At 69.3% G+C, this 23,445-nt stretch carries 20 protein-coding genes; 11 read left to right on the forward strand and 9 right to left on the reverse strand.

Annotated features, from left to right (window positions below; all coding sequences use genetic code 11):
* Positions 1 to 226 precede the first annotated feature (226 nt).
* Genes DL991_RS09100 through DL991_RS09110 form a run of 3 tightly spaced genes read right to left on the reverse strand, consistent with a single transcriptional unit; the run spans position 227 to position 2,804 of the window.
* Entirely contained in the window at positions 227 to 874 is a 648-nt protein-coding gene (locus DL991_RS09100) for a response regulator (protein ID WP_125782915.1), read from the reverse strand.
* Positions 862 to 2,061: a sensor histidine kinase gene (locus DL991_RS09105; RefSeq protein WP_125782917.1), complete on the reverse strand. Its 1,200-nt coding sequence runs from the start codon at positions 2,059 to 2,061 to the stop codon at positions 862 to 864. Before DL991_RS09105 ends, DL991_RS09100 begins: the two co-directional genes overlap by 13 nt.
* Positions 2,062 to 2,090: 29 nt before the next feature.
* A complete protein-coding gene (locus DL991_RS09110; protein ID WP_233598741.1) occupies positions 2,091 to 2,804 on the reverse strand; it encodes a sulfite exporter TauE/SafE family protein in 714 nt (237 codons plus the stop codon).
* A 177-nt stretch (positions 2,805 to 2,981) separates the two neighbouring features.
* Between DL991_RS09110 and ald the strand changes: the two genes are divergently transcribed.
* The 5 genes from ald (at position 2,982) to DL991_RS09135 (ending at position 9,051) form a co-directional block, all read left to right on the forward strand.
* Positions 2,982 to 4,097 (forward strand): alanine dehydrogenase, encoded by a 1,116-nt coding sequence (ald, locus tag DL991_RS09115; protein ID WP_125782919.1) that lies wholly within the window; start codon positions 2,982 to 2,984, stop codon positions 4,095 to 4,097.
* Between the two features lie 65 nt (positions 4,098 to 4,162).
* On the forward strand, positions 4,163 to 5,626 hold the full coding sequence (locus tag DL991_RS09120) for a PLP-dependent aminotransferase family protein (RefSeq protein WP_125782921.1): 1,464 nt from the start codon (positions 4,163 to 4,165) through the stop codon (positions 5,624 to 5,626).
* A 112-nt stretch (positions 5,627 to 5,738) separates the two neighbouring features.
* Positions 5,739 to 7,403: an amidohydrolase gene (locus DL991_RS09125; protein WP_125782923.1), complete on the forward strand. Its 1,665-nt coding sequence runs from the start codon at positions 5,739 to 5,741 to the stop codon at positions 7,401 to 7,403.
* The gene (locus DL991_RS09130; RefSeq protein WP_125782925.1) at positions 7,400 to 7,612 is read left to right on the forward strand and encodes a DUF3311 domain-containing protein; all 213 of its coding nucleotides are present in this window, start codon (positions 7,400 to 7,402) and stop codon (positions 7,610 to 7,612) included. The genes DL991_RS09125 and DL991_RS09130 overlap by 4 nt, the downstream gene beginning before the upstream one ends.
* Positions 7,612 to 9,051 (forward strand): sodium:solute symporter, encoded by a 1,440-nt coding sequence (locus tag DL991_RS09135; protein ID WP_125782927.1) that lies wholly within the window; start codon positions 7,612 to 7,614, stop codon positions 9,049 to 9,051. The genes DL991_RS09130 and DL991_RS09135 overlap by 1 nt, the downstream gene beginning before the upstream one ends.
* Before the next feature lie 137 nt (positions 9,052 to 9,188).
* Here DL991_RS09135 and DL991_RS09140 read toward each other — a convergent pair whose 3' ends face one another.
* Complete coding sequence (locus DL991_RS09140) at positions 9,189 to 10,412, reverse strand: polysaccharide pyruvyl transferase family protein (protein ID WP_125782929.1); 1,224 nt, start codon at positions 10,410 to 10,412, stop codon at positions 9,189 to 9,191.
* Positions 10,409 to 10,924 (reverse strand): OmpA family protein, encoded by a 516-nt coding sequence (locus DL991_RS09145; protein WP_125782931.1) that lies wholly within the window; start codon positions 10,922 to 10,924, stop codon positions 10,409 to 10,411. The genes DL991_RS09140 and DL991_RS09145 overlap by 4 nt, the downstream gene beginning before the upstream one ends.
* 416 nt (positions 10,925 to 11,340) lie before the next feature.
* Between DL991_RS09145 and DL991_RS43240 the strand changes: the two genes are divergently transcribed.
* Complete coding sequence (locus tag DL991_RS43240; protein ID WP_233598742.1) at positions 11,341 to 11,673, forward strand: antitoxin; 333 nt, start codon at positions 11,341 to 11,343, stop codon at positions 11,671 to 11,673.
* 13 nt (positions 11,674 to 11,686) lie between these two features.
* Here the strand turns inward: DL991_RS43240 and DL991_RS09155 are convergent, their stop codons facing one another.
* Genes DL991_RS09155 through DL991_RS09165 form a run of 3 tightly spaced genes read right to left on the reverse strand, consistent with a single transcriptional unit; the run spans position 11,687 to position 15,138 of the window.
* Positions 11,687 to 13,399: a cobalt chelatase gene (locus DL991_RS09155; protein WP_125782933.1), complete on the reverse strand. Its 1,713-nt coding sequence runs from the start codon at positions 13,397 to 13,399 to the stop codon at positions 11,687 to 11,689.
* Positions 13,396 to 14,328, reverse strand: coding sequence for an AAA family ATPase (locus tag DL991_RS09160; protein ID WP_125782935.1), 933 nt, complete (start codon positions 14,326 to 14,328; stop codon positions 13,396 to 13,398). The genes DL991_RS09155 and DL991_RS09160 overlap by 4 nt, the downstream gene beginning before the upstream one ends.
* Before the next feature lie 9 nt (positions 14,329 to 14,337).
* Positions 14,338 to 15,138, reverse strand: coding sequence for an IclR family transcriptional regulator (locus tag DL991_RS09165; protein ID WP_125782937.1), 801 nt, complete (start codon positions 15,136 to 15,138; stop codon positions 14,338 to 14,340).
* Positions 15,139 to 15,281: 143 nt separating this feature from the next.
* Between DL991_RS09165 and xsc the strand changes: the two genes are divergently transcribed.
* From xsc to DL991_RS09185, 3 genes are all read left to right on the forward strand, one after another.
* Positions 15,282 to 17,090, forward strand: a complete 1,809-nt coding sequence (gene xsc, locus DL991_RS09170) for a sulfoacetaldehyde acetyltransferase (RefSeq protein ID WP_125782939.1) — start codon at positions 15,282 to 15,284, stop codon at positions 17,088 to 17,090.
* 385 nt (positions 17,091 to 17,475) lie between these two features.
* The gene (locus DL991_RS09180) at positions 17,476 to 18,840 is read left to right on the forward strand and encodes an aspartate aminotransferase family protein (RefSeq protein ID WP_125782943.1); all 1,365 of its coding nucleotides are present in this window, start codon (positions 17,476 to 17,478) and stop codon (positions 18,838 to 18,840) included.
* A 70-nt stretch (positions 18,841 to 18,910) separates the two neighbouring features.
* Complete coding sequence (locus DL991_RS09185) at positions 18,911 to 19,900, forward strand: phosphotransacetylase (RefSeq protein ID WP_125782945.1); 990 nt, start codon at positions 18,911 to 18,913, stop codon at positions 19,898 to 19,900.
* Here DL991_RS09185 and DL991_RS09190 read toward each other — a convergent pair.
* The gene (locus DL991_RS09190; protein ID WP_125782947.1) at positions 19,897 to 20,892 is read right to left on the reverse strand and encodes a YeiH family protein; all 996 of its coding nucleotides are present in this window, start codon (positions 20,890 to 20,892) and stop codon (positions 19,897 to 19,899) included. The genes DL991_RS09185 and DL991_RS09190 overlap by 4 nt on opposite strands.
* Positions 20,893 to 20,964: 72 nt before the next feature.
* On the opposite strand from DL991_RS09190, the gene DL991_RS09195 reads away from it, so the two are divergent.
* Together DL991_RS09195 and DL991_RS09200 are read left to right on the forward strand one after the other, a co-directional pair.
* Complete coding sequence (locus tag DL991_RS09195; RefSeq protein ID WP_125782949.1) at positions 20,965 to 21,852, forward strand: LysR family transcriptional regulator; 888 nt, start codon at positions 20,965 to 20,967, stop codon at positions 21,850 to 21,852.
* 194 nt (positions 21,853 to 22,046) lie between these two features.
* Entirely contained in the window at positions 22,047 to 23,435 is a 1,389-nt protein-coding gene (locus DL991_RS09200) for an amino acid permease (protein ID WP_125783113.1), read from the forward strand.
* The last annotated feature ends 10 nt before the right edge of the window (positions 23,436 to 23,445 follow it).

Below are 23,445 nucleotides of genomic sequence, written 5' to 3' on the forward strand. Positions count from 1 at the left end.
GGAACTCACGGCGGACCCGGTCACGGGCGAGATCGGCCTCCAATCACGCGAGTTCCGCCTTCAATCACGCGCGACGTCCATCGACCTGGTGGTGACATCACCTCACGACCCACCCACCAACCCGCAGGTCAGACGTAGGTACACAAATGAAGGCCTCCTTGAGGGACCCAGAGTCCCTCAAAGGAGGCCTTCACGGAACAGGCCGCCAGGCACGACACTGTGAAGCTCAGCGCTTCCCGCTCAAGTAGGCGAGCACGGCCAGAACCCGCCGATGCCCGCTGTCCTCCGGCAACCCGAGTTTCGCGAAGATGTTCCGGATGTGCTTGTGCACGGCGCCATCGCTCACCACCAGCAGTTCGGCGATGGTCGTGTTGTTGTAGCCCTCCGCCATCAGCCCGAGCACCTCGCGCTCGCGCGCGGTCAGTCCTTCGAGGGGATCGGTCGCCCGACGGTGCGCCATCAGCTGGGTGATCACCTCGGGATCCATCGCCGTCCCGCCCTTGACGACCCGGTCCAGCGCGTCGAGGAACTTCTCGACCTTCCCGACCCGCTCCTTGAGCAGGTACCCGACCGCGCCTTTGCCGTCGGCCAGGAGTTCCGCCGCGTAGCCGGTTTCGACGTGTGCGGACAGCACGAGCACGGGCAGTCCCGGATGCATCTTCCGCGCCTTGACGGCGGCACGGAGACCTTCGTCGGTGTGGGTCGGCGGCAGCCGGACGTCGGTGATCACCGCGTCGGGACGGTCGTTGGTGACCAGTTCGAGGAACTCGTCCACATCGTCCACCGCCGCGGCGACGTCGATGCCGGACGTGTTCAGCAGCATCACCAGGCCTTCGCGCAGCAGCGCGTCGTCCTCGACGATCACGACCCGCATGGCAACTCCACTTTCAGTACGGTCGGCCCACCGGCGGGGCTGGACAAGTGCAAGGTCCCGTCGAACGCCTCGGCGCGTTTGCGGATCCCGGACAGGCCGGAGCCGCCGGATTCGTCGGCGCCGCCGTGGCCGTCGTCGCGGATTTCGATGAGCAGGGTGTCGGCGGTGCCGTCGAGGGTGATCCAGGCGTGTTCGGCGCCGGAGTGCTTGGTGATGTTGGTCAGCATCTCGGCGACGACGAAGTAGGCGGCCGCCTCCACGGCGGCAGGACGGCGGCTGCTGCTCAGGACGTCCACTGTGCACGGAACGGGGCAGCGATCGGCCAACGCCGTGACGGCGCCATCGAGGCCGCGGTCGGTCAGCAATGGCGGGTAAATGCTCCGTACGACGCTGCGAAGTTCGGCCAGCGCGCCGGTCGCGGTGTCCTGCGCCTTGCCCAGCAACTCCCGCGCCTTCCGGGGGTCCTTCTCGAAGATCGAGTCGGCGATCCCGAGCTGCAGTACCACCGCGGCGATCCTCGCCTGCGTCCCGTCGTGCAGATCGCGTTCCAGCCGCCGGAGTTCGGCGCCGTGCGCCTCCAGCGCGGCGGCACGCGACGCGGCCAGTTCGACGACGCGGTCGGTCAGCACGACACCGGGTGCGGGCGCGAGCAGCTTGCGCGCGATGGACGCCTGCCACCGGGCCAAGCGGGGGTAGAGGAAGACGAGCGCGATCATGCCGACACCGGTGATCAGGCTGAGGGCGGCCATCGGCCACGACGTCACCATGAAGCCGAGTGAACTTTGCACTCCGCCCGGCACCATCGGCCAGATGAACGCGGTGACCACCTGGCGGAGCCCGCCGAGCGGAAAGGCGATGGCGAAGATGCCGATGACGAAACCGGTCGCGGCGTGGAAGGCGAGCCACCCGAGGTCCCGGCGCGAGGCCGGATCGGTCACCGGGTTCCCGGACCGGTACGGCTCGGGGATCGGCTCGTCGAGCAGGCGCGCGGCGCGACGGCGTTCGAAGTTGACCGGGTACCTGATCAGCTTGAGCGCGTGCGGCACCGCCGGGATCCCGACGCCGAACGGGCACATCAGCAGCACGAACAACATGCCGACGAGCACGAACCACGAGACCATCGAAGAAGCCGCGCCGACCGCCAGGTACCGGATCGCGGACCAGCAGGACCGGAGCCGGGTGATCACCCGGACAGTCTCCCATCCGGGCCCGGGGTTCAGAACGCGGCGTGTCCCAGCGTCAGCACGCCACCGGCCGCCGAGAGGACGAGGACCGACCAGCGGACGGACCGGTCGCCGACGCGGCGGCTCAGCGCTCTTCCCAGCAGATCGCCGGCCAGCGCCGAGCCCGCGACCGCGAGGAGCACGCTCACGGGCACCTCCACCCAGCCGAGGCTCGGCAGCGCGACCAGGCCGAGCAGGAAGAAGTAGATCGACAGCGTTCCGCGCGTCTCGTCCGCGCCCCAGCCCGCGCTCGCCCCGTACACCGCCACGGCGGGGCCGGACAGCCCGGCGACGGAGTTCATCGCCGCGCTCAGCACGCCCGCGCCGATCGCACCCGTCCTCCCCGCCAGCCGTGTACTGGTCACGCCACTGGCCAGCACGCCGACGGCGAGGACACAGCAGCCGCCGGCGGCGAGCAGCAGTGGACGTTCGGGAGCGTTGCGCACCAGGAGCGCGACGACCGGCGTGCACACCACCGCGGGCACGGTCAGCCAGGCGACCTGCGCCCATCTGATCGACCGCCGATGCGTGATCGCGACCGCGAGATAGACCGGGAAACCGAGCAACAGGGTGAGCCGGACGGCATCGAGCGGGCCGAGTGTCAGCGCCAGGAACGGCACGCACATCAGGGAAAGGCCCATACCGGAAAGGCGCTGGGCGACGACCCCGGCCGCCGCCGCCAGCGAAGTGATGGCCAGGGTTCCCACCCGGCCATGGTGCGGCCGGTGCGCACGCGGCGGTAGCCGGTGCCTGACGAGGACCTCATAGCCCGAGGCTATGACCACGGACTGGACCCGTCGATCGCGCGGATTCTGGCCCTTCTGGCCGTTCCAGTCGTGCCGCACGCTCAGCGTCACTGCCTTTGGAACAGACGGGAGCGTGAGATGAAGATCGGTGTCCCTCGTGAAGTCAAGAACCACGAGTACCGGGTCGCGGTGACGCCTGCGGGCGTACACGAGTTCACTTCGGCCGGGCATGAGGTGTTCGTCGAACGCGGGGCGGGGGAAGGGTCGTCCCTCCGCGACGAGGACTACGCCGCGGCCGGGGCGAAGGTGCTCGACAGCGCCGACGACGTCTGGGCGGCCGGTGAGCTGGTGCTCAAGGTCAAGGAACCGATCGCCGAGGAATACCACCGGCTGCGGCGCGACCAGCTCCTGTTCACCTACCTGCACCTCGCCGCGAGCGAGCCGTGCACACGGGCGCTGCTGGACGCGGGCACGACGTCGGTGGCGTATGAGACCGTGCAGCTGCCGAACGGCTCGCTGCCCCTGCTGTTCCCGATGAGCGAGGTCGCCGGGCGGCTGGCCCCGCAGGTCGGCGCGCAGACGCTGATGCGCGCCAACGGCGGACGCGGGGTACTCATCGGCGGGGTCTCCGGGGTGGCCCCGGCGCGGGTGGTCGTCCTCGGGGCCGGTGTCGCGGGGATGAACGCGGTCGCCGGCGCGGCCGGGACCTGGGCCGATGTCGTCCTGTTCGACAAGAACGTCGACAAGCTCCGCGCCGCGGACCGCATGTACCAGGGCCGGATCCGCACCGCCGCGGCCAACGCGTACTCGATCGAAGAAGCCGTGCTCGAAGCGGACCTCGTGATCGGCGCGGTACTCGTGCCCGGCGCCAAGGCGCCGAGCCTGGTGTCGAACGAACTCGTGTCCCGCATGAAGCCGGGCAGCGTGCTGGTCGACATCTCCGTCGACCAGGGCGGTTGCTTCGAGGACACGCGGCCGACGACGCACGCGGAGCCGACGTTCCCGGTGCACAACTCGGTGTTCTACTGCGTCGCCAACATGCCCGGCGCCGTTCCGCACACCTCGACGTACGCGCTGACCAACGTCACGCTGCCCTACGCGCTGGAGCTGGCGAACAACGGCCTCGCCGGTGCTGTCGCGCGGTGCCCGGAGCTGCGTGGCGGGGTCAGCACGGTGGACGGGCGGCTGACGTCCGCGCCGGTCGGCGACGCACTCGGGATCGGATCGGTCGCGCTCGACGACGTGCTCGGTTAGGTGGTGTCGGCCGGGATCTGGAGCTAGGTTCAGATCCCGGCCGAGTCGCCGTGAGGGAGGTGCCGTTGCCGCGAACGTTGATCGAAATCGACCGGACGTCCACCGAGCCGCTCTACCGGCAGGTGCGACGCGCGATCGAGCACGGCATCGCGATCGGCACGTTCGACCCGGCCCACCGGCTGCCGAGCTCGCGTGAGCTGGCCGCCGAACTGAGCGTTTCCCGCAACACCATCAACCTCGCGTACCAGGAGCTGGTCGCCGAAGGGTTCGTGGAGAGCCGCGAGCGCAGCGGGCTGTTCATCAACGCGGAGATGCGCCCGCACTGCGCGGTACAGGAGCGGGGCACCAGCCCGGCCATCGACTGGAGCGCGCGGGTGCGCCGGTATCCGGACGCCGGCGTGCCGCACGTCGAGAAACGCGTGGACTGGCACACGTACCCGTACCCGTTCCTCGCCGGGCAGGTGGACGTCACGGCCTTCCCCGCGAGGTCGTGGACCCGCTGCCTGCGTGACGCGCTTTACCGGCCGCATGTGTTCCCGAGCCTGCAGGACAGCGTCGGTTCCGACGACCCGATGCTGGTCGACCTCATCTGCCGTCAGCTGCTCACCGCGCGGGGGATCGAGGCCGATCCGTCCGAGGTGCTGATCACCGTCGGTTCGCAGCAGGGCCTCGACCTGCTCGGCCGGGCGCTGCTCGGGCCGGACAGCGTCGTGGCGATGGAGAACCCGGGCTACCTCGACGCCCGGCACATCTTCCTGCGGACCGGCGCGGGGCTGCGCGGCCTCGACGTCGATCAGAGCGGCGTGCGCCCGCCGGAGACGCTCGACGGCGTCGATCTGCTCTACCTCACCCCGAGCCACCACCACCCGACGAACGCGACGTTGAGCATCGGCCGCCGCCGACGGCTGCTCGATCTCGCCGCTAGTGCGGGCACGGTGGTCGTCGAAGATGACTACGACAGCGAATTCCGGTACCACGGCAGCCCCACACCCGCGCTCAAGGCGCTCGACGGCACCGGGGACGCGATCTATCTCGGCACCTTCTCCAAGTTCCTGTCACCGGGGCTGCGGCTGGGATACCTGGTCGGACCGCGCGAGCTGGTGAAGGAGCTGCGCGAGATCCGGCGATACGTGCTGCGCCATCCACCAGGACACCTTCAGCGAGCGCTCGCGTTGCTCATCGACAGCGGCGAGTACCACCGTTCCCTGCGGCGCTACCGCACGAAGCTGATGCGGAAATGGGAGGCGACCGGTGCCGCGGTCGCCGCGCATCTGCCGTGGGCGCAGACGGCGTATCCGCCGGGCGGGGTCAGCCTCTGGATGACCGGACCGTCCGAACTGGACTGCCGGGCGCTGATGGACCGTGCCGAGCGCGACGGCGTCCTGATCGAGCGCGGTGACATCTTCTTCGTCGGGGAAAGCCCGCCGCGCAACCACTTCCGGATCGGCTTCGCGGCCGTGCCATTGCGCGACATCGATCCTGGTATCCGCCTGCTCGGTGAGGCCTGCCGCGATCTTCTCGGCGGCTGAGTGTCTAACTGGTACCACCGCACCGGAGCGTTCTGGACCTGTTCAGGCGGCCAGACGTGCCGCACTGTCTGGGGATCCTTCGTGAGCCAGGACACGTCGCCAGGAGGTCCGTGTGGTGGAGTTCGTTCGAGAAGATCCCCGGGGTGCCGCCGATTTCGTCGCGCTCGGTGGCACCGTGCTCACCCTCGACCCGGCGGGGAGACGGGTCCGCGCGCTGGCCGCGAGCAGCGGGCGCGTCACCGCGCTGGGTTCCGAACGCGACGTGTCGAGGCTGATCGGGCCGGGAACCACCGTGCTCGATCTGGCCGAGCGCACGGTGATCCCCGGTTTCGTGGAGTCCCACAACCATCCGGCGTTCTTCGGGATGACGCTGGCCGCGCCGGTCGACGCCGGCAGCCCACCCAACGACACCATCGCCGACATCGTCGGCAGGGTCGCCCAGGCGGCCAAGGATCTCGGACCGGGGGAGTGGATCCGCGGTTTCCGGTATGACGACACGCTGCTCGCGGACGGCCGTCACCCGACGCGCGCGGACCTCGACCCCGTCTCCGGCCGCAATCCCGTGGTCCTGACCCACGTTTCGGGGCACTTCTGCACCGCGAACTCGCTCGCCCTGCGCGAAGTCGGGATCACCGCCGAGACACCGGATCCGCCCGGCGGGCTCATCGTGCGCGACGCCAGGGGCGAGCCGACCGGGGTGCTCGTCGAGACGGCGGCCTTCCTGGTCACGTCCCGGCTGCCCGGCCAGAGCGCCGGCGAACTCGCCGAAGCCCTGCTCCTGGCGGACGAGGAATACCTCGCCAACGGCGTGACGTCCGTGCACGACACCGGCATCGGGCTCATCGGCGGCGCCGCCGAGCTCGAGGCGTACGCGCTGCTGCGGCGGGCCGGAAAACTGCGTGTCCGGGTGCGTGGATACCTGTTCGACGGGCTGGTTCCCGGTCTGGACGAAGGCAGGCCGGACGCGCCGGACGACAGCAGCGCGGACGACAAGTTCGCGATGACGGGCGTGAAGATCGTCGCGGACGGGTCGATCCAGGGCAAGACCGGCTGTCTCGCGGAGGGCTACACCTGCGACCCGGACGAGCACGGCATGATGCTGCTCGAACCCGCCGACCTCGGCCACCGGATCGCCGCGCTCGACGCGGTGGGCTGGCAGGTCGCCGTGCACGGCAACGGAGACGCGGCGATCGACGCGATCATCGACGGCTACTCGCGGCTGGGCTCGCCACACGGAACCGGCAGGCGGCACCGGATCGAACACTGCCAGACGGTGCGCGAAGACCAGCTCGACCGGATGGCCGCCCACGACGTCCTCGCGTCGTTCTTCGTCAAACACGTCTACTACTGGGGCGACCGGCATCGTGACGTCTTCCTCGGGCCCGAACGGGCGCGCCGGATCAGCCCACTGGTTTCGGCCCGCTCGCGGGGCATCCACTTCGGACTGCATTCGGACACGCCGGTGACCCCGGTGCCGCCGCTGGAAGGGATCTGGTGCGCCGTCCGCCGGATCACCAGGCAGGGCAAGGTGCTCGGCCCCGAGCAGGCGGTCGACGTCGACGCCGCGTTGCGCGGCTACACGATCGACGCCGCGTACCTGGCGGGTGAGGAGGACATCAAGGGCAGCCTGGAGATCGGGAAGCTCGCCGATCTCGCGGTGCTGTCCGGCGACCCCACCACGATCGACCCCGACCGGATCCGCGAGCTGACCGTGGACGCCACCGTCAGCGGCGGCGAGGTCGTCTGGCGGCGCGAGACGACGGGAGCACGCCGATGATCCGGAGCTGGCCGAGTGTCCTTATAGGACTTTTCGTCCCCGCTTTCGCCCTGCTGGCCGGAATTCTCCTGCTGTCCGGATCGACGGCATCGGTGCTCGGTATCCCGGCGCTGTTCTTCTGGGTGTTCTGCTGCTGCCCGCTGACCACGCTGTGCCTGTGGATCAGCTGGCGTTTCTTCGACCGTGCCCACTACCCGGAGGACGACTGATGCTGATCGCGATCGTGGCGGTGGTGATGGCGGGTTCGATCGGGCTCGCGGTATGGGCCGGGCGGTCCAGTCGTGGCGGTGGGATCTCCGAGTTCCTCGTCGGCGGCCGGTCGTTCCCGGCGTGGCTCGTGTACTTCCTCGCGGTCGGCGAGGTGTACAGCATCGGGACGATGATCGGCTTCCCGAGCGGGATCTACGCGCACGGCGCGAGCTACGGGATCTGGTTCCTCGGCTACATCCTGCTCGCGTACTCACTGGGCTACTTCCTGGCCCCGCTGGTGTGGCGGGCGGCGAAACGGTACGACGCGATGACCGTGCCGGACGTGTTCGGACGGCATTTCGGCAGCAGGCGGCTCGAGCTGATCACCTGCGTCACGATGCTGATCGCGCTGATCCCGTGGGGGCAGTACCAGTTCATCGGTCTCCAGGTGGTGCTCAGCAATCTGGGACTGCGGCTGGATCCCCTGCAGTGCGTGGTGCTGGCGGGCATCGTGGCGTTCGTCTACATCGCCGTCTCCGGGGTGCGGTCACCCGCGTTCGTGTCGATCCTCAAGGACGTGTTCATGCTGGTCGGCGTGGTGCTCGTCGGGGTGGCGGTGGTACTCGCCGCCGGCGGCACCGCCAAGGTCAGCGGACCCGAGGTGCTCAGCGCGGCCCAGACCACCATGGGCGGTCCGGATCTGACGTTCGCGATGACGACAATCCTCTTCCAGAGCATCGTGTTCTACCTCGGATTCGGTGGCGCGTACGTGTTCCCGGCCCGTTCCGAACGCGCGGTGAAGAGCTCGACCGTGTGGATGCCGATGTACATGCTGATCTACCCGTTCCTGGTGCTGGCTGCCTACTACGGCGTGCGCGCACATCCGGATCTGGACAACCCGAACACGGTGTTCATGGTGACCGCCAAGGGTTTGCTGCCCGACTGGCTGCTGGGGCTTGTCGCCGCCGGCGCCGCGCTGTCTGGCGTGCTCGTGCTCGCCGCGACCGCGCTCACCATCGGCGGGATGGTCTGCCGCAACCTCGCGCCGAACATCCCCGCCGCGGCGCAGCGCCGGTGGACCGTCGTCGCGGTGGCGAGTTTCCTGGTGCTGGCGGCGGTACTGACGCTCGTCGCCTCGACGTTGATGCTCACCATCCTGAACCTGACCTACAACCTGCTGGCGCAGGTCGTCCCCGGCTGGCTCGCGATCCTGTTCGTGCGCCGGGTGCGGACGGCCGCGGTCGCGGCGGGGATGGTCACCGGGGTGATCACCGCGATCGTCCTGTACGTCACCGGCGCGACGTTCGGTGGTGTCAACGCGGGTTTGGTTTCGCTCGGGGTGAACCTGGCCGTGGTGCTGATCTGGAGCCTGATGGCGCCGGATCAGGCGCGGACCCCGGTGGCACGGTCGGCCGAAAGCGCTCCGGCCGCCGAGACGGTGCCCTCCCTCAACCGGTGATGCGGCGTCCTGAAGGGTCCTTTTGAGACCTTCAACGTCTCAAAAGGACCCTTCAGGACATGCCACGTTCGCCTTACCCCTCAACAAAGCCACCTTTGCCATTCACGACCCCGGCGAGTGCCCGCCAAGCCCCGCGGCTAGCTCGACCGGGTCCGCCACGAGCGCAGGGTGAGGCGTCGCGGCGCGGGCTGAGCGGGCGCGGCCGCCTGGCGTCCGTACACCGCCTCCGCGACCGACAGTTTCAGGTCGCGGCACCGCCTGAGGACGTGGGGCGGGAACCCGGTCCCGGTCGGCCGGTCCGGTGTCCCGCCCGCCTCGGCGTCGAACGAGGTCCACCCGGAACCGAGGTCGATCAGGCTGCGGTGCTTGGTCGTGTAGTACCCGCGCGACACGCTGACCGCGAGACCGGTCGCTCCGGCGGCCGCGGCGGCGAGGTGCAGGTGGTAGCGGCTGGAGATCCAGGTCTGGCCGGGCGCCGACGGCAGCCCGGTGCGCCAGATGTCGCGGAACGGGTGGAACTCCGCACCGGCGATCTCGTGTTCCAGCAACGCCGGAACGGCACGGTCGATCCGGGGGATTCCTTCGACGATCGCGAGTTGTTCGGGATGGACCTCCCACGCCCGCAACAGACCCAGCACCTGGGCGGCCAGCGTGGACGGCTCGAAAGCGCCGATATCGGACTGGATGCACAGCACGAATTCGCGTGCCTGCGCGGAGGGCGTCGGCACGGGCGGATCGAGGAAGACGTCGTCGCACGTCCGGACGACTCCGGGGAGTAGTTCGGACGAAGGGTCGTCGCGCACGTCGACGACGTCGAAGCGGTCGGTGAGGGACCGGAGAAGGTCCACGGCACCGGGCGGGAACGGGGTCAGCCCCTGTCCGGTCATGGCCGTGCGGGCCCCCGAGCGCCGGGCGGCGGCCGCGGCGCCCGCGATCAGCCCGATATGCCGGGGCCACAGCGCGTTGAGGTAGCCGCCGCCGATCAGGTGGAGCACGTCGGTCCGGCCGAGCAGGTCGATGCCCGCGTCCCAGCGCGGCGCGAGCCCGGGGTCGTCGACCGCCGACTGCACCCAGCCCGCGACCTCCCACGGATCGTCCGACGGCGCCTCACCGCACAGCCGCCACAGGGTGTCCGTGCAACGCAGCCGCGGGTGCAGATCGTTCAGCAGCAGTTGCGCGGGGCCCGGCGAGTGGGTGTCGAGCCAGACGTCGGCCTCCGGATCCGTGCGAGCCAGGTAGCGCAGCCACGTCGCCGCGATCAGTTCGTCGCCGTAGTTGGGGAAACCGCTCGGGCCGATCAGATAGTGGCAAGCGCGGACGGGCGGATCGTTCCGCCCGTCCGCGCTTCCGTCGTGGGTCACTGTGCGACGGTGATCTGCGTGTTCAACGCCTGATCGCCCTGCGCCTTCTCGTTGCCGGTCGCTTCGGTCTTGACGCGATCCTTCGCCACGCCCGCTCCTTCGAGCGCGGCGGTGATCGCTTCCGCGCGCTTCTCGGAGAGAGCCTTGGACTTTTCCGCGTCGGGGTAACCGGCGTGGGTGGCGACGGTGATCTTGACGTCGTTGCCCTGCATGGCCTTGGCGATCTCGCCGAGTGCCGTTTTGCTCTTCTCGGACAGTTCGGCGCTTTCCGTGGTGAAGGTGATCGGTGACTGCTGCTGCGCCTGTTGGATCGCCGCTGTCACCTTCTGGGCCGCCTCCCCGCCCGCTTGCCCCGCGTCCCCGGTGCCCGCGCCCGAGGAAGCCGGGGCTCCGGCGCCGGGCGACGACGCGGCGGCCGCGCTTGAAGCGGTTCCATTCGCGCCAGATGCTCCATTCGCACCGTTCTCGCCCTCCGAGCCGCAAGCGGTCACCAGGCCGGCCACGATCGCCACACCCGTTACCGTCCGGACAATTGTCCTGCGCATGAAGTTCAAACTCCCTTGGCCGTCTCCGCTTTGGCTGACGTGACGGATACGAACACGAAAGGACTAAAAGCGCCAACCGTGATCGAGTGTGACTGACCTCTATCGTGCCGTGGTCATGATGTAGTAAATCGCGTCGACCAGGAGACCCCTTGTCCTGAGGGGCCCGGGGGCCGCATCCGCATGACCGCGATGGGACGGCAAGTCCACCCAAGTGAGCGACAACTGGTGCACGTCCGTGCCCTGGCCGGGGCTGTTTCCCTGACCGGAAAGGGGAACGTGCCGACTCACCCAACCGTCGCGTTCAAGTTGCCGCGCTGGGCGAATGGACTTTGATGGAGGTACGCGCCGGTCATCGGCGCATTCGAACCAGGTGAGGAGTTCTCGTGGGTATCGACTTCGAAGGAATGAAGGACAAGGTGAGCGGGGAGCACGTCGACAAGGCCGCCGATTTCGCGAAATCGCGATTCGGCGAACACTCCGACAAGATCGACTCGGCCGCTGACAAGGCGAAAGGCTTCCTCGGCGATTCCGGCGGCGAGCAGCAGAACGAAGAGCAGCAGCAGGGTGGCGGCTTCGGTAACGATGCCCCCGGCGGCCAGGCGGGTAATGAATACGAAGCCCCCGGCGGCCAGGCGGGCAATGAATACGGCGGCGATGAAGGACAGCGCGCCGAGTTCGGCGGGAACAGCGGTGAAGAGGGTGGCTACGGCCGCTGAACCCACCCACGGATCAGGGACGGGAACCGGCGACGTTCACCCCCGGGGAAAACAGCCCGAGAACGTCCCGGAACGGCGCGTACCCGGACGTCACCGAGGTGTCGAGAACCCGGGACCGGCGATAGAACGGGCTCAGGTCGAGCCCGACGCCGGCCCCGCGGATCTCGACGGTGTTTTCCTGTAGCAGCACCGTTTCCCGTAGATGCTCGTCCAGGTAGTGCGGATCGTTCGCCAGGCTCGTCGCGCTGTCCATGGGGCTGCCGTCGGAGAGGACGAGCAGGATCCGGCGCTCCTCCTCCCGCGCGCGCATCCGGTCGCAGGCCCAGGCCACGGCCTCGCCGTCGATCCCTTCCCGGAACAGATCGGCTTTCAGCAGTGCCGCGAGATCGGGGCGCGCGCGGCGCCACGGGGTTTCGGCGTCCTTGAACACGACGTGAAGTCGTTCGTTGAGCCTGCCGGGATGCTGTGGCCGTCCCGCCCGGATCCACTCCCGCCTCGGCCTGCCGCCGTTCCAGGCGCCGGTGGTGAAGCCGAGGACTTCGCAGGCGGCACCGGCGAGTTCGAGCGAGCGCGCGAAGAGATCGACCAGTGCGGCGACGGGTTCCGCGTGCGCGGTCATCGAGCCCGAGCAGTCGATCAGGAACGTCACGAGCGTGTCCGCCACCGGTTCGACCCGCTCGGTGCGGAAGATGCGGCGCTCGGTGGGTGAGCTGATCAGCTGCGCCAGGGTGCGGCCGTCCAGGTGGCCTTCCTCCTGCCCGCCGTCCCAGCCGTCACGAGTGGGTACGGCGAGCACCGCCTTGAGGTCGCGCGCCAGCCGCCCCGGGCCGACGCCCTGCCTGCCGACTCGACGGTCGAGCCGTTCCCGGAGTTCGGTCAGCAGCCCGGGGCGCACCAGGTCCGACGCGCGCCGTTCGCTGTCGTACGCGGTGGTGAAAACCCGGTACGTCGCACCGGATTCACCCAGCGTACGACTGGTTCCGGCGGTCGCGGACGGGATCTGGTCGCCATGGCTCGCGTCGAAGTCGATCAATAGGCTGAAGCGCGGGTCGGTGGGGTCGCCGTCGTCTTCGGCGCCCCGCTCGGTCGCGGTGAGCAGCCCGCCTGCCGTCCGGGCGATCGCCAGCGCGTGTTCGGCGAACGCCTTCTGATCGGTGCGGTGCCGTCGCAGCCCGGCGAGGTCGTGGCCCAGCCTCGGCGCCAGCGCGAATCGGGTCGCCTCGATCAGCTCCTCGGTCTCCTCGACCACGGGTTCTCCGGCGATCCGCGACCGGCAGATCTGCGCGACGGTGTACAGCAAGAGCCCGCGCGCGGTCTCGGTCAGCCCGGATCGGTGGAATTCGAGGGACCAGCGGAGGTGGCGAAGGCGGACGTTCCGCCGCATGCCCGGCAGCTCCGGGGGCGGGAGCGACTCGACGCGGAACTGTTCCAGCAGCTCGAAAATCCCGCGTTCGGCCGGATCCGGCGGACACAGGCTCCGATGCAGGGCGGCGTCCGAGGTGGTCAGGCGCAACGCCATCCCGTCCGCGATCCCGCGTGAGGACACCAGGTCGTCGTCGGCGGAGTGACGCAGATGCGGCGCGTGCAACGGCAGCGGTTCGCGTCCCCGATGCAGCCGCCGCGCCCGGAAATGCAGCGCCGGGTCGCCGGTGAGTGCCCGGACCGCGGCCGCGCACAGCTCCTCGACCTGGTGGCGGCGCCGGGTTTCCGTCTGCCCGGCCGTCATGCCGAGAGCAGCTGGAGCTCGTCGTCGAAGCAGCGCTGGAAGTACTCCGCCACGAGCGCGCGCTCGGCTTCGTCGCATTTGTTCACGAAGGACAGCCGGAACGCCGTCGCCGGATCGCCGAAGATCTCGATGTTCTCCGCCCAGGTGATCACCGTGCGCGGGGACATCAGCGTGGACAGGTCACCGGCCTGAAAACCCTTGCGGGTCAAGGCGGCCACCGCGACCAGTGACGCCGCCAGCGTTTCCGGGATGCTCGGGACCCTGGCCCGCACGATCGCGATCTCCTCGGCGGCGGGCAGGTAGTTCAGCGACGCGACGATGTTCCAGCGGTCGATCTGCGCGTGGTTCAACCGCTGCGCGCCGTGGTAGAGCCCGTTGAGGTTGCCGAGCCCGACCGTGTTGGCGGTGGCGAACAACCGGAAGGACGGATGTGGCCGCAGGACCCGGTTCTGGTCGGTGAGGGTGAACTTGCCGTCGCGTTCGAGGACCCGCTGGAGCACGAACATGACGTCCGGACGGCCGGCGTCGTACTCGTCGAGCACCAGCGCGACCGGCCGCTGCAGCGCCCACGGGAGGATGCCCTCCTGGAACTCGGTGACCTGCTTGCCCTCGCGCAGCACGACGGCGTCGCGGCCGACGAGGTCGAGGCGGTTGAGGTGACCGTCCAGGTTGACCCGCACACACGGCCAGTTGAGCCGGGCCGCGACCTGTTCGATGTGGGTCGACTTCCCGGTGCCGTGCAGTCCCTGCACCAGCACGCGGCGGTCGCGGGTGAACCCGGCGAGCAGGGCCAGCGTCACGTCCGGGTTGAAGCGGTACGCCTCGTCGATCTCGGGAACGTGCTCGCCGCGTTCGCGGAACGCGCCGACGACGAGATCCGAATCGATGCCGAAGAGGTCGCGCACCGGGAGCCGAAGCTCGGGGACCATGAGAACTCCTTACGACGGAACACTTTCCGGTTCGGACGCGCCCTCGGCGTCGACGCGGCTGATCGCCTCGGCCGCACGCTGCAGCGCCGGGAGCGTCTGGAGCGCCTTGTCCGGGGTCAGCCGCATGACCGGCGCCTGCACCGCGACGCAGAGGTTGGCGCGGCCCGGGACGAGCACCGCGACGCACACCAGGCCGGGCAGGAACTCCTCGTCGTCGAGCGCGAAGCCGTCGCGACGGATGCGGGCGAACTCTGCCTCGAGCGTGTCGAGGTCGGTGATGGTCTTGTTCGTGTACTGCTTGAGCGGCGCGTGCGCGAGGAGTTTCCGCCGCTGCGACGGGCTCATCTGCGCGAGGATCATCTTGCCACTGGCCGAACAGTGGATCGGCACGCGTGAGCCGGGCCGGAGGTAGAACCGCAGCGGTTCCGGCGTCTCCACCCGGTCGAGGTACACGATCTCGTTGCCCGACAACGTGGTCACGTTGCAGCTCTCGCCGAGTTCGTCGACGAGGTGGCGCAGGACGGCGTGCCGGGCGCCGTGGTGGGTCGCGTTGAGGAGCAGGTTCTCCGCGAGCCGTCGCAGCCGGTGGCCGGTGCCGTAATGGCGACCGTCGGCCTGGCGGACCAGCAGACCCGCGCCTTCGAGTTGCTGCAGCATGCGGTGCAGGGTCGGTTTCGGCAGTCCGGTCTCCTCGACGAGGCCCTGCAGGGAGACCAGCTGATCCTTGGCGGCGATCAGCTCGAGCAGGGAGAACAGCCGCATGGTCGGCGTGTCCCCGTTGATCGGATCGGGTTCGCGAAGCAGCTCCATGTTCGGAAAAGTAGCACATGGCGTCTCGGTTTTCAGAATTCGACGTTGACGCTCGTCGATCCTCGACCTATCGTCGGTCTCATCCTGATTTCAGGAACGCCACGTATCGTTTTTTGTAAATCTGCCTGTCGAAGGAGCGGAACATGACGGAACGGAAGACGGGTGACGGCCGCGTGGTCGTCAGCGGCCGGAAGAAGATGACCCCGTCCGAGGCCTTCGTCGAGACGCTCGTGGCCAACGGCGTCACCGACATCTTCGGCATCATGGGTTCCGCGTTCATGGACGCGATGGACATCTTCGCGCCGGCGGGCATCCGGCTGGTACCGGTCGTGCACGAACAGGGCGCCGGGCACATGGCCGACGGCTACGCCAGGGTGAGCGGCAGGCACGGCGTCGTCATCGGGCAGAACGGCCCCGGCATCAGCAACTGCGTCACCGCGATCGCGGCCGCCTACTGGGCGCACAGCCCGGTGGTCATCGTGACGCCGGAGGCGGGCACGATGGGCACCGGTCTCGGCGGCTTCCAAGAGGCCAACCAGCTGCCGATGTTCCAGGAGTTCACCAAGTACCAGGGGCACGTCAACAACCCGAAGCGGATGGCGGAGTACACCGGCCGCTGCTTCGACCGGGCCCACTCCGAGCTCGGTCCGACACAGCTCAACATCCCTCGCGACTTCTTCTACGGCGAGATCGAGGCCGAGATCCCGGAACCCGCCAGGCTCGACCGCGGTCCCGGCGGAGAGCGAAGCCTCGACGAGGCCGCCGCGCTGCTGGCCACGGCGGAGTTCCCGGTGATCATCTCCGGCGGCGGCGTCGTGATGGCCGACGGTGTCGAGGAGTGCAAGGCCCTCGCCGAACGTCTCGGCGCCCCCGTGGTGAACAGCTACCTGCACAACGACTCGTTCCCGGCGAGCCACCCGCAATGGTGCGGGCCGCTGGGCTACCAGGGTTCCAAGGCCGCGATGAAGCTGATCTCGCAGGCGGACGTCGTGATCGCGCTCGGCTCGCGGCTCGGGCCGTTCGGCACGCTGCCGCAGCACGGTATGGACTACTGGCCCAAGGACGCGAAGATCATCCAGATCGACGCGGACCACAAGATGCTCGGCCTGGTCAAGAAGATCACCGTCGGCATCTGCGGCGACGCCAAGGACGCGGCGGTCGCGCTGACCAAGCGCCTGTCGGACCGGACGCTGGCCTGTGACTCCACAAAGGACGCCCGCGCGGCGAAGATCAAGGCGGAGAAGGACGCGTGGGAGGCCGAACTCGACGCCTGGACGCACGAGACCGACCCGTTCAGCCTCGACATGATCGCGGAGCAGGAGACCGAGGAGGGCAACTGGCTGCACCCGCGGGAAGTATTGCGGGAACTGGAGAAGGCGATGCCGCCGCGGGTGATGGTGTCGACCGACATCGGCAACATCAACTCGGTCGCGAACAGCTATCTGCGGTTCGAGGAGCCGCGCAGCTTCTTCGCCCCGATGAGCTTCGGCAACTGCGGGTACGCGCTGCCGACCATCATCGGCGCCAAGGCCGCCGCCCCCGACCGGCCCGCGATCTCCTACGCCGGTGACGGTGCCTGGGGGATGAGCATGGGCGAGGTCATGACCGCGGTCCGCCATGACATCCCGGTCACCGCCGTGGTGTTCCACAACCGGCAATGGGGCGCGGAGAAGAAGAACCAGGTCGACTTCTACAACCGCCGGTTCGTCGCGGGCGAGCTGGAAAGCGAGAGCTTCGCGGGCATCGCGAAGGCGATGGGCGCGGAAGGCATCGTCGTGGAGAAGCTCGACGAGGTGGGCCCCGCCCTGCAGCGCGCCGTCGACGCGCAGATGAACGAGGGCAAGACCACCGTCATCGAGATCATGTGCACCCGCGAACTCGGCGACCCGTTCCGCCGGGACGCGCTGTCCGAGCCCGTGCGCTTCCTGGAGAAGTACAAGGACTACGTGTAGGTCTCGTTCCGCGCGTGAAGGCCCCCTTCCCTCGGCTCAGTCGAGGGAAGGGGGCCTTCACGCGCATTGCGGGGGGAGACGCTGCCGCGGTGTGGCGCGTTGCGAAAGCCACTTTCGCAACCTTCAGCGTTGCGAAAGTGGCTTTCGCAACGCCTGGGACCCGGGGGTGGCCGACGAGGGGGAGAGTGCGGCGCCGCTGCGGCCGCGCGACATCGGTGTCGGCAGGGCGGTCGGCAAGGGGCGAGCGCGGTGCCAGTGCGACATGAGCAACCGTCCCGACAGGTGACCAACTGGACCCATCGAACGCCGCCGCTCTGGTGCTGGGCCGGTGCCAGCAGGGTTGCGAAAGTCAAAGCACAGACTCGTGTCTCGAAGGAGGTCTCCGGTGGACGTCACCCAGCTGCGAGCGCAGGCCCGCAGGCATCTCGGCCCGCACTTCACCCGCAAGGACACCTGGGCCTCGGATTTCCCGGTGTTCGTACGCGGCGAGGGAAGCTACCTGATCGACACCGAGGGACGTCGCCACCTCGACGGTCTCGCCGGGCTCTTCTGCGTCAACATGGGTCACGGGCGGGCCGACATCGCCAAGGCCGCCGCCGACCAGGTCGGCACGCTGGCCTACGCGAGCAACTGGGGTTCGGCGCACACCCCCGCGATCGAGGCGGCCACGCTGCTGGCCGAACTCGCGCCGGGCGACCTCGGGACGACGTTCTTCGTCAACTCCGGCTCGGAGGCGGTCGAAACCGCGTTGAAGTTCGCCCGGCAGTATCACCGTAGCCAGGGGCGGCCCGAGCGGACGAAGATCATCAGCCGTGACATGGCCTACCACGGCACGACCATCGGCGCCCTCTCGGTGACCGGGCTCGCGAAGATCAAAGAGCCGTTCGGCCCGCTCATGCCCGGTGTCCGGCATGTGCCGAACACGTTGGGGCTGCTGGGTGACTGCGGTCCGGCGGCCGAATTGGACTGTGTCACGGCGATCGAGCAGGTCATCCTGGAGGAAGGGCCGGAGACCATCGCGGCGCTGTTCGCCGAGCCGGTGCAGAACGGCCGTGGCGCCCTGGTCCCGCCGAAGGGGTACTGGCCCGCTTTGCGCGCGCTGTGCGACAAGTACGGCATCCTGCTCGTGTCGGACGAGGTCATCTGCTCGTTCGGCAGGCTGGGGCACTGGTTCGGGCACGGTCTCACCGGGGTCGTGCCGGACTTGATCACCTTCGCAAAGGGTTCGACGTCGGGGTACGCGCCGCTCGGCGGGGTGATCGTGCGGGAGAAGCTGGTCACCGAGCTGTACGACTCGCCGAAGGGCGGGGTCTTCACCCACGGCGCCACCTGGGGTGGGCACCCGGTCGCGACCGCCGTCGCCGTCGCGAACCTCACCGCGATGCGGGACGAGAAGGTGCTCGACAACGTGCTCGCCGAGGGCCCGGAACTGTTCGCCGCGCTGAACTCGCTGAAGTCGGCGCACCGGTGCGTCAAGGATGTCCGCGGGACCGGGTTCTTCTACGCCATCGAGCTGATGGCCGATCGCGACAGCGGTCGTGCGCTCACCGAGGCCGAATCGCTGAAGGTGCTCCGCGAGGTGCTCCCGGAGGCGTTCCGCCGCACGGGCGTCATCCTCCGCGGCGACGATCGCGGCGCGACGATGCTGATGATCTCGCCACCGCTCGTCGCCGATCGCGAGGTGTTGACCGAGCTGCTTCACGGCGTCGACGCGATGCTCAACGACGTCGAAAAGGCCATCCAGCCCTGAACCATTCCTTTCCGCCCGGTGGGGGTCGCCGTCTTCCGGCGGCCCCCGCTTCGTATGTGGAGGTACTTCGATGAGCCTGAGCACCGAGGCCACGCCGGACGCGACGCTCGGCAGATGGCGGAAGGCGTTGCGCGGCAGGAATCTCCGTGTCGCCCTGCCGGACGGCGGCGACGATCGCGCCGTCCGTGCCGCGTTGGCCCTCCGCGCGGAGGGTGTCGTGCGGCCGCTCCTGTTCGGCGTCGGGCCGCGTCTCCGTGCCGCCGGCGTCCCGGAAGACGTGATCATGGACGTCGCGGACGCCCTTGCCGACGGCCGGACCACGGATGCGTTGACGGCGGGATTCACCAGTCGCCCGGAAAAGCTCGCCGCCGCCCGGCGTGATCCGGTGTTCGTGGCGGCCGCCGCCTTGCGGGCGGGCCGGGTGGACGCCTGTGTCGCCGGGGCGACCCGGCCGACCGCCGACGTGTTGCGCGCGGGATTGCGGGTCGTTGGCCTGGCACCGGGAGTGTCCACTTTGAGCAGTTGCTTCCTGTTGCTGCTCCCGGACGGGCGGCGGCTGACCTTTTCGGACTGCGCGGTGGTGCCAGAGCCGGGGGCCGCGCAACTGGCGGACATCGCTCTCGCCGCCGCGGCCACCCACCGCGGTCTCACGGGCGAGGATCCCGCGGTCGCGATGCTGTCGTTCAGCACGCAGGGGAGTGCCGCCCACCAGCGCGTCGAGGTCGTCCGCGAGGCGACTTCCCTGGTGCGGCAACGGGAACCCGGCCTCCCCGTGGACGGCGAGTTGCAGTTCGACGCCGCGCTGGTGGCCTCCATCGCGGCGGCGAAGGCGCCCGGATCCGCGGTCGCCGGACGCGCGAACGTTCTGGTGTTCCCGAATCTGGACGCCGGCAACATCGGCTACAAGATCGCCGAACGGCTCGGGGGCGCCGTCGCGCTCGGCCCGATCCTCCAGGGCCTCGCGGCCCCGCTCAACGATCTTTCCCGCGGCTGCTCGGCCTCCGACATCGAGACGCTCGCGCTCCTGACCGCCGGTCAGGCCCTGGACGTTCCGTGCTAACCGAGCAGCGCCAGTGCGACGTAGGCGATGGTGCCGACCAGCAGCGTGGAGAGCAGGCCGAGCAGCAGCGCCCGGCCACCGGTGCGGACCAGCGTGCCGATCCGGACCGCGCAACCGAGTCCGAACAGCGCACCCGCCAGCAGCAGCGTGCAGACCACCTTGGCGACGTCGAGCGCCACGCCGGGCAGGATCCCGGTGCTCCGCACCACGACCATCGCCAGGAAACCGAGGACGAACAGCGGGACCAGCGGGGTGCGCTTCCCGGCCGCGGACGGGCGGCGACGGCCTTCGTGCACGCTGACCGCGGCGACCATGGGAGCCAGCAGGACGACGCGGCTCAGCTTCACCACCACGGCGACCGCGACGGCGGCGGTCCCGGCGGGGGTGGCGGCCGCGACCACCTGGGCGACCTCGTGCACGCTCAGTCCGGCCCAGCCGCCGATGCGCAGCGCGTCCATCCCGAGCCAGCCGCCGAGGAGCGGGACGGCCGCGATCGCCAGTCCGCCGTAGAAGGTGACCAGTGCGACGGCGGTCGCGACGTCGGAGTCTTCGCGTTCGACGACTCCTTCCATCGCCGCGATGGCCGACGCGCCGCAGATCGAGAACCCGGTCGCGACCAGCATCGCGAGTCCACGTGGAACACCGATCAGCCTGCCGAGGCCGATCGTGCCGAGGAACGTGAGGCCGACCGTCAGCACGACCGCGAGCAGCGTGCCGGGGCCGAGGGAGAGCACCGCCGGGAGCGCGAGTTGAAGGCCGAGCAGGACGACACCGGCGCGCAGCAGCTTCTTGGTCACCTTCGCGATCGCCTGCCGGGTGCCGTCCGAGAGCACCGGGAGCGAGCCGGCGAGCACTCCGAGCACGACCGCGAGGGTGAGCGCGCTGAGTACGGGGACGGCGGTGCTCAGCAGGTACGCGACAGCCACCCCGAGGGCGGTGACGGCCAGACCGGTCAGATGCGGCTTCGTTCGCCGCGCGGACGTGGTGCTCATGGTGACGAGCGTCGTCCGGTGACGGCCGCGTCGGTAGCCGGGAGAACACCGGGTAGGTCATGCAGTTTGGCTATGACAGCTCCGGAACTGGACGCCTTGCGCCTGCTCGTGCTCGTCGACGAACTGGGCAGCATCGGGCAGGCCGCGGCCACCCTCGGGATCGCGCAGCCGTCGGCGAGCAACCGACTGTCCTCAGTGGAACGACGGCTCGGGCTGGTGCTGGTCGACCGGACCCGCCGCGGTTCCGCGCTCACCCCGGACGGCCGTGTGATCGCCGGCTGGGCGTACCGCGTGCTCGCCGAACTCGACGGACTGCTCGACGGTGCCGAGGCCCTGCGGACCCGGCACGCGGGCGCACTTCGCGTCGCGGCCAGCATGACTCTGGCCGAGCACTTGGTCCCTGGCTGGATCGGCGAGCTCAACCGCGCGAACCCTCGCCTTCACCTCGGTCTCGAGGTCACGAATTCGGACCAGGTCGCCGAACTGGCGCGTGCGGGCAAGGTCGACATCGGCTTCGTCGAGTCGCCACGGACACCGGCCGGGCTCGCGTCACGGCAGGTCGCCGTGGACCATCTCGTGGTGGTCGTCCCCGGCGCGCATCCCTGGACACGGAAACGCCGTCCGCTGACGCCGTCGGAACTGGCGCAAACGCCGCTCGTGGTGCGGGAACACGGCTCCGGAACCAGGGATACCGTCGACGCCGCGTTGCGCAAGGCCGGGGTGGGGCCGGTGAAACCGTTGCTGGAACTGGGTTCCGCGTCCGCCGTCCGCAACGCGGTTGTCGCGGGCGCCGGCCCCGCGGTGATCAGCGCGCTGGACGTCACGGACCGCGAACTCGTGCCCGTCGCGGTGGAGGGCGTCGACTTCTCCCGGGTGCTGCGCGCGGTGTGGCCCGAAGGACGGCGGCTCACCGGACCGGCGGCGGAACTGCTGGCCTTGGCGGTGCGCCGACCGTCCTGAGTGGTATCTGGACCCCTTTCCCACATCGTAACTGGCACTCGCAAAGGGCCGGACTTGTTCCTACGGTGACCGGAACCACAATGGAGCTCCCAGCGCGACCGCTCCGGCGGTGCGTGCGAGAAGGAGGAGACGTGACTTCAGCGTCGGACCCGGCACAGACCAGCGGCCTGAAACCAGGGCTCAAGCAGCGACATATGAACTTGATCGCCCTCGGCGGCGTCATCGGAGCGGGGCTGTTCGTCGGCAGCGGCGTGGTCATCCAGTCGGCGGGACCGGCCGCGGTGGTCTCGTTCCTCATCGCGGGCCTGATCACCGTGCTCATCATGCGCATGCTCGCGGAGATGACGATCGCCAAACCCGCGCTCGGCTCGTTCTACGTCTACGCCAGGGAAGCGCTCGGCAACCGCGCCGGTTTCGCCGTCGGCTGGATGTACTGGTACTTCTTCGTCATCGTCGTGGCGGTCGAAGCCGTCGCGGGCGGCCGGATCCTGCAGCTGTGGGTACCGGATGTGCCACTGTGGGTGCTCAGTCTCGGCCTGCTCCTGATCCTGACCGGTACCAACATGGTCTCGGCGCGGTCCTACGGCGAGTTCGAGTACTGGTTCTCCTCGATCAAGGTCGTCGCGATCGTCGTGTTCCTCGTCGTCGGCGGCCTGTACCTGTTCGGCTTCTGGCCGGGCGCCCAAGGCGGCGTGACGAACCTGGTCTCCCACGGTGGATTCGCGCCACTCGGTATCGGCGCCGTGCTCGCGGCGGTGGTCCCGTGCATCGGTTTCTACACCGGCGCGGAGATCGTCACCATCGCCGCCGCCGAATCCGCGGAGCCGAAGCGGGCGGTCGCGAAGGCCATGCGGTCGATCATCCTGCGAGTGGTGCTGTTCTACGTCGGTTCCGTGTTCATCGTCGTCGCGATCAAGTCCTGGGACGATCCGGCGACGGCGGTCAGCCCGTACGCGGCCGTGCTGGAGGTGCTCGGCATCCCGGCGGTGGCGACGATCATGAACGCGATCGTCCTGACGGCGGTGCTGTCCTGCCTGAACTCGGCCCTGTACACCTCGTCGCGGATGCTGTTCGCGCTCACCAGCAAAGGCGACGCCCCGAAGGCGTTCACGCGGCTCTCCCGCAGCGGTGTGCCGAGGCGCGCGATCCTCGCCGGGACGGCCATCGGGTACGTGTCCGTCATCGCCGCCTACACGTCACCGGACCTGATCTTCCAGTTCCTGGTCAACTCCTACGGCGCCGTCGCGCTGTTCGTGTACCTCTCGATCGCGCTCGCGCAGGTACGGCTCCGCCGACGCCTGGAACGCGAGGACCCGGAGAAGCTCACGCTCAAGATGTGGCTGTTCCCTTGGCTGAGCTACGCGACCATCGCGCTGATGGGCGGGGTGATCCTGGCGATGGCTCTGCTGCCGTCGACCCGCTCGCAGTTCTGGCTCAGCGCGGTGACGCTCGTGCTGATCCTCCTCGGGTTCGAGATCCGCAGGCGGCGCGGCAAACCGGTCGCCCAGGTTCCGGCTGCCCCCGTCGACCCCGTGCCCGATGAGTCCAAACGGGACGCTGCCTCGGCCGCCGTCCGGGATTGACAAGCCCCGC

Source organism: Amycolatopsis sp. WAC 01375, assembly GCF_003947325.1.
Taxonomy (GTDB): Bacteria; Actinomycetota; Actinomycetes; order Mycobacteriales; family Pseudonocardiaceae; genus Amycolatopsis.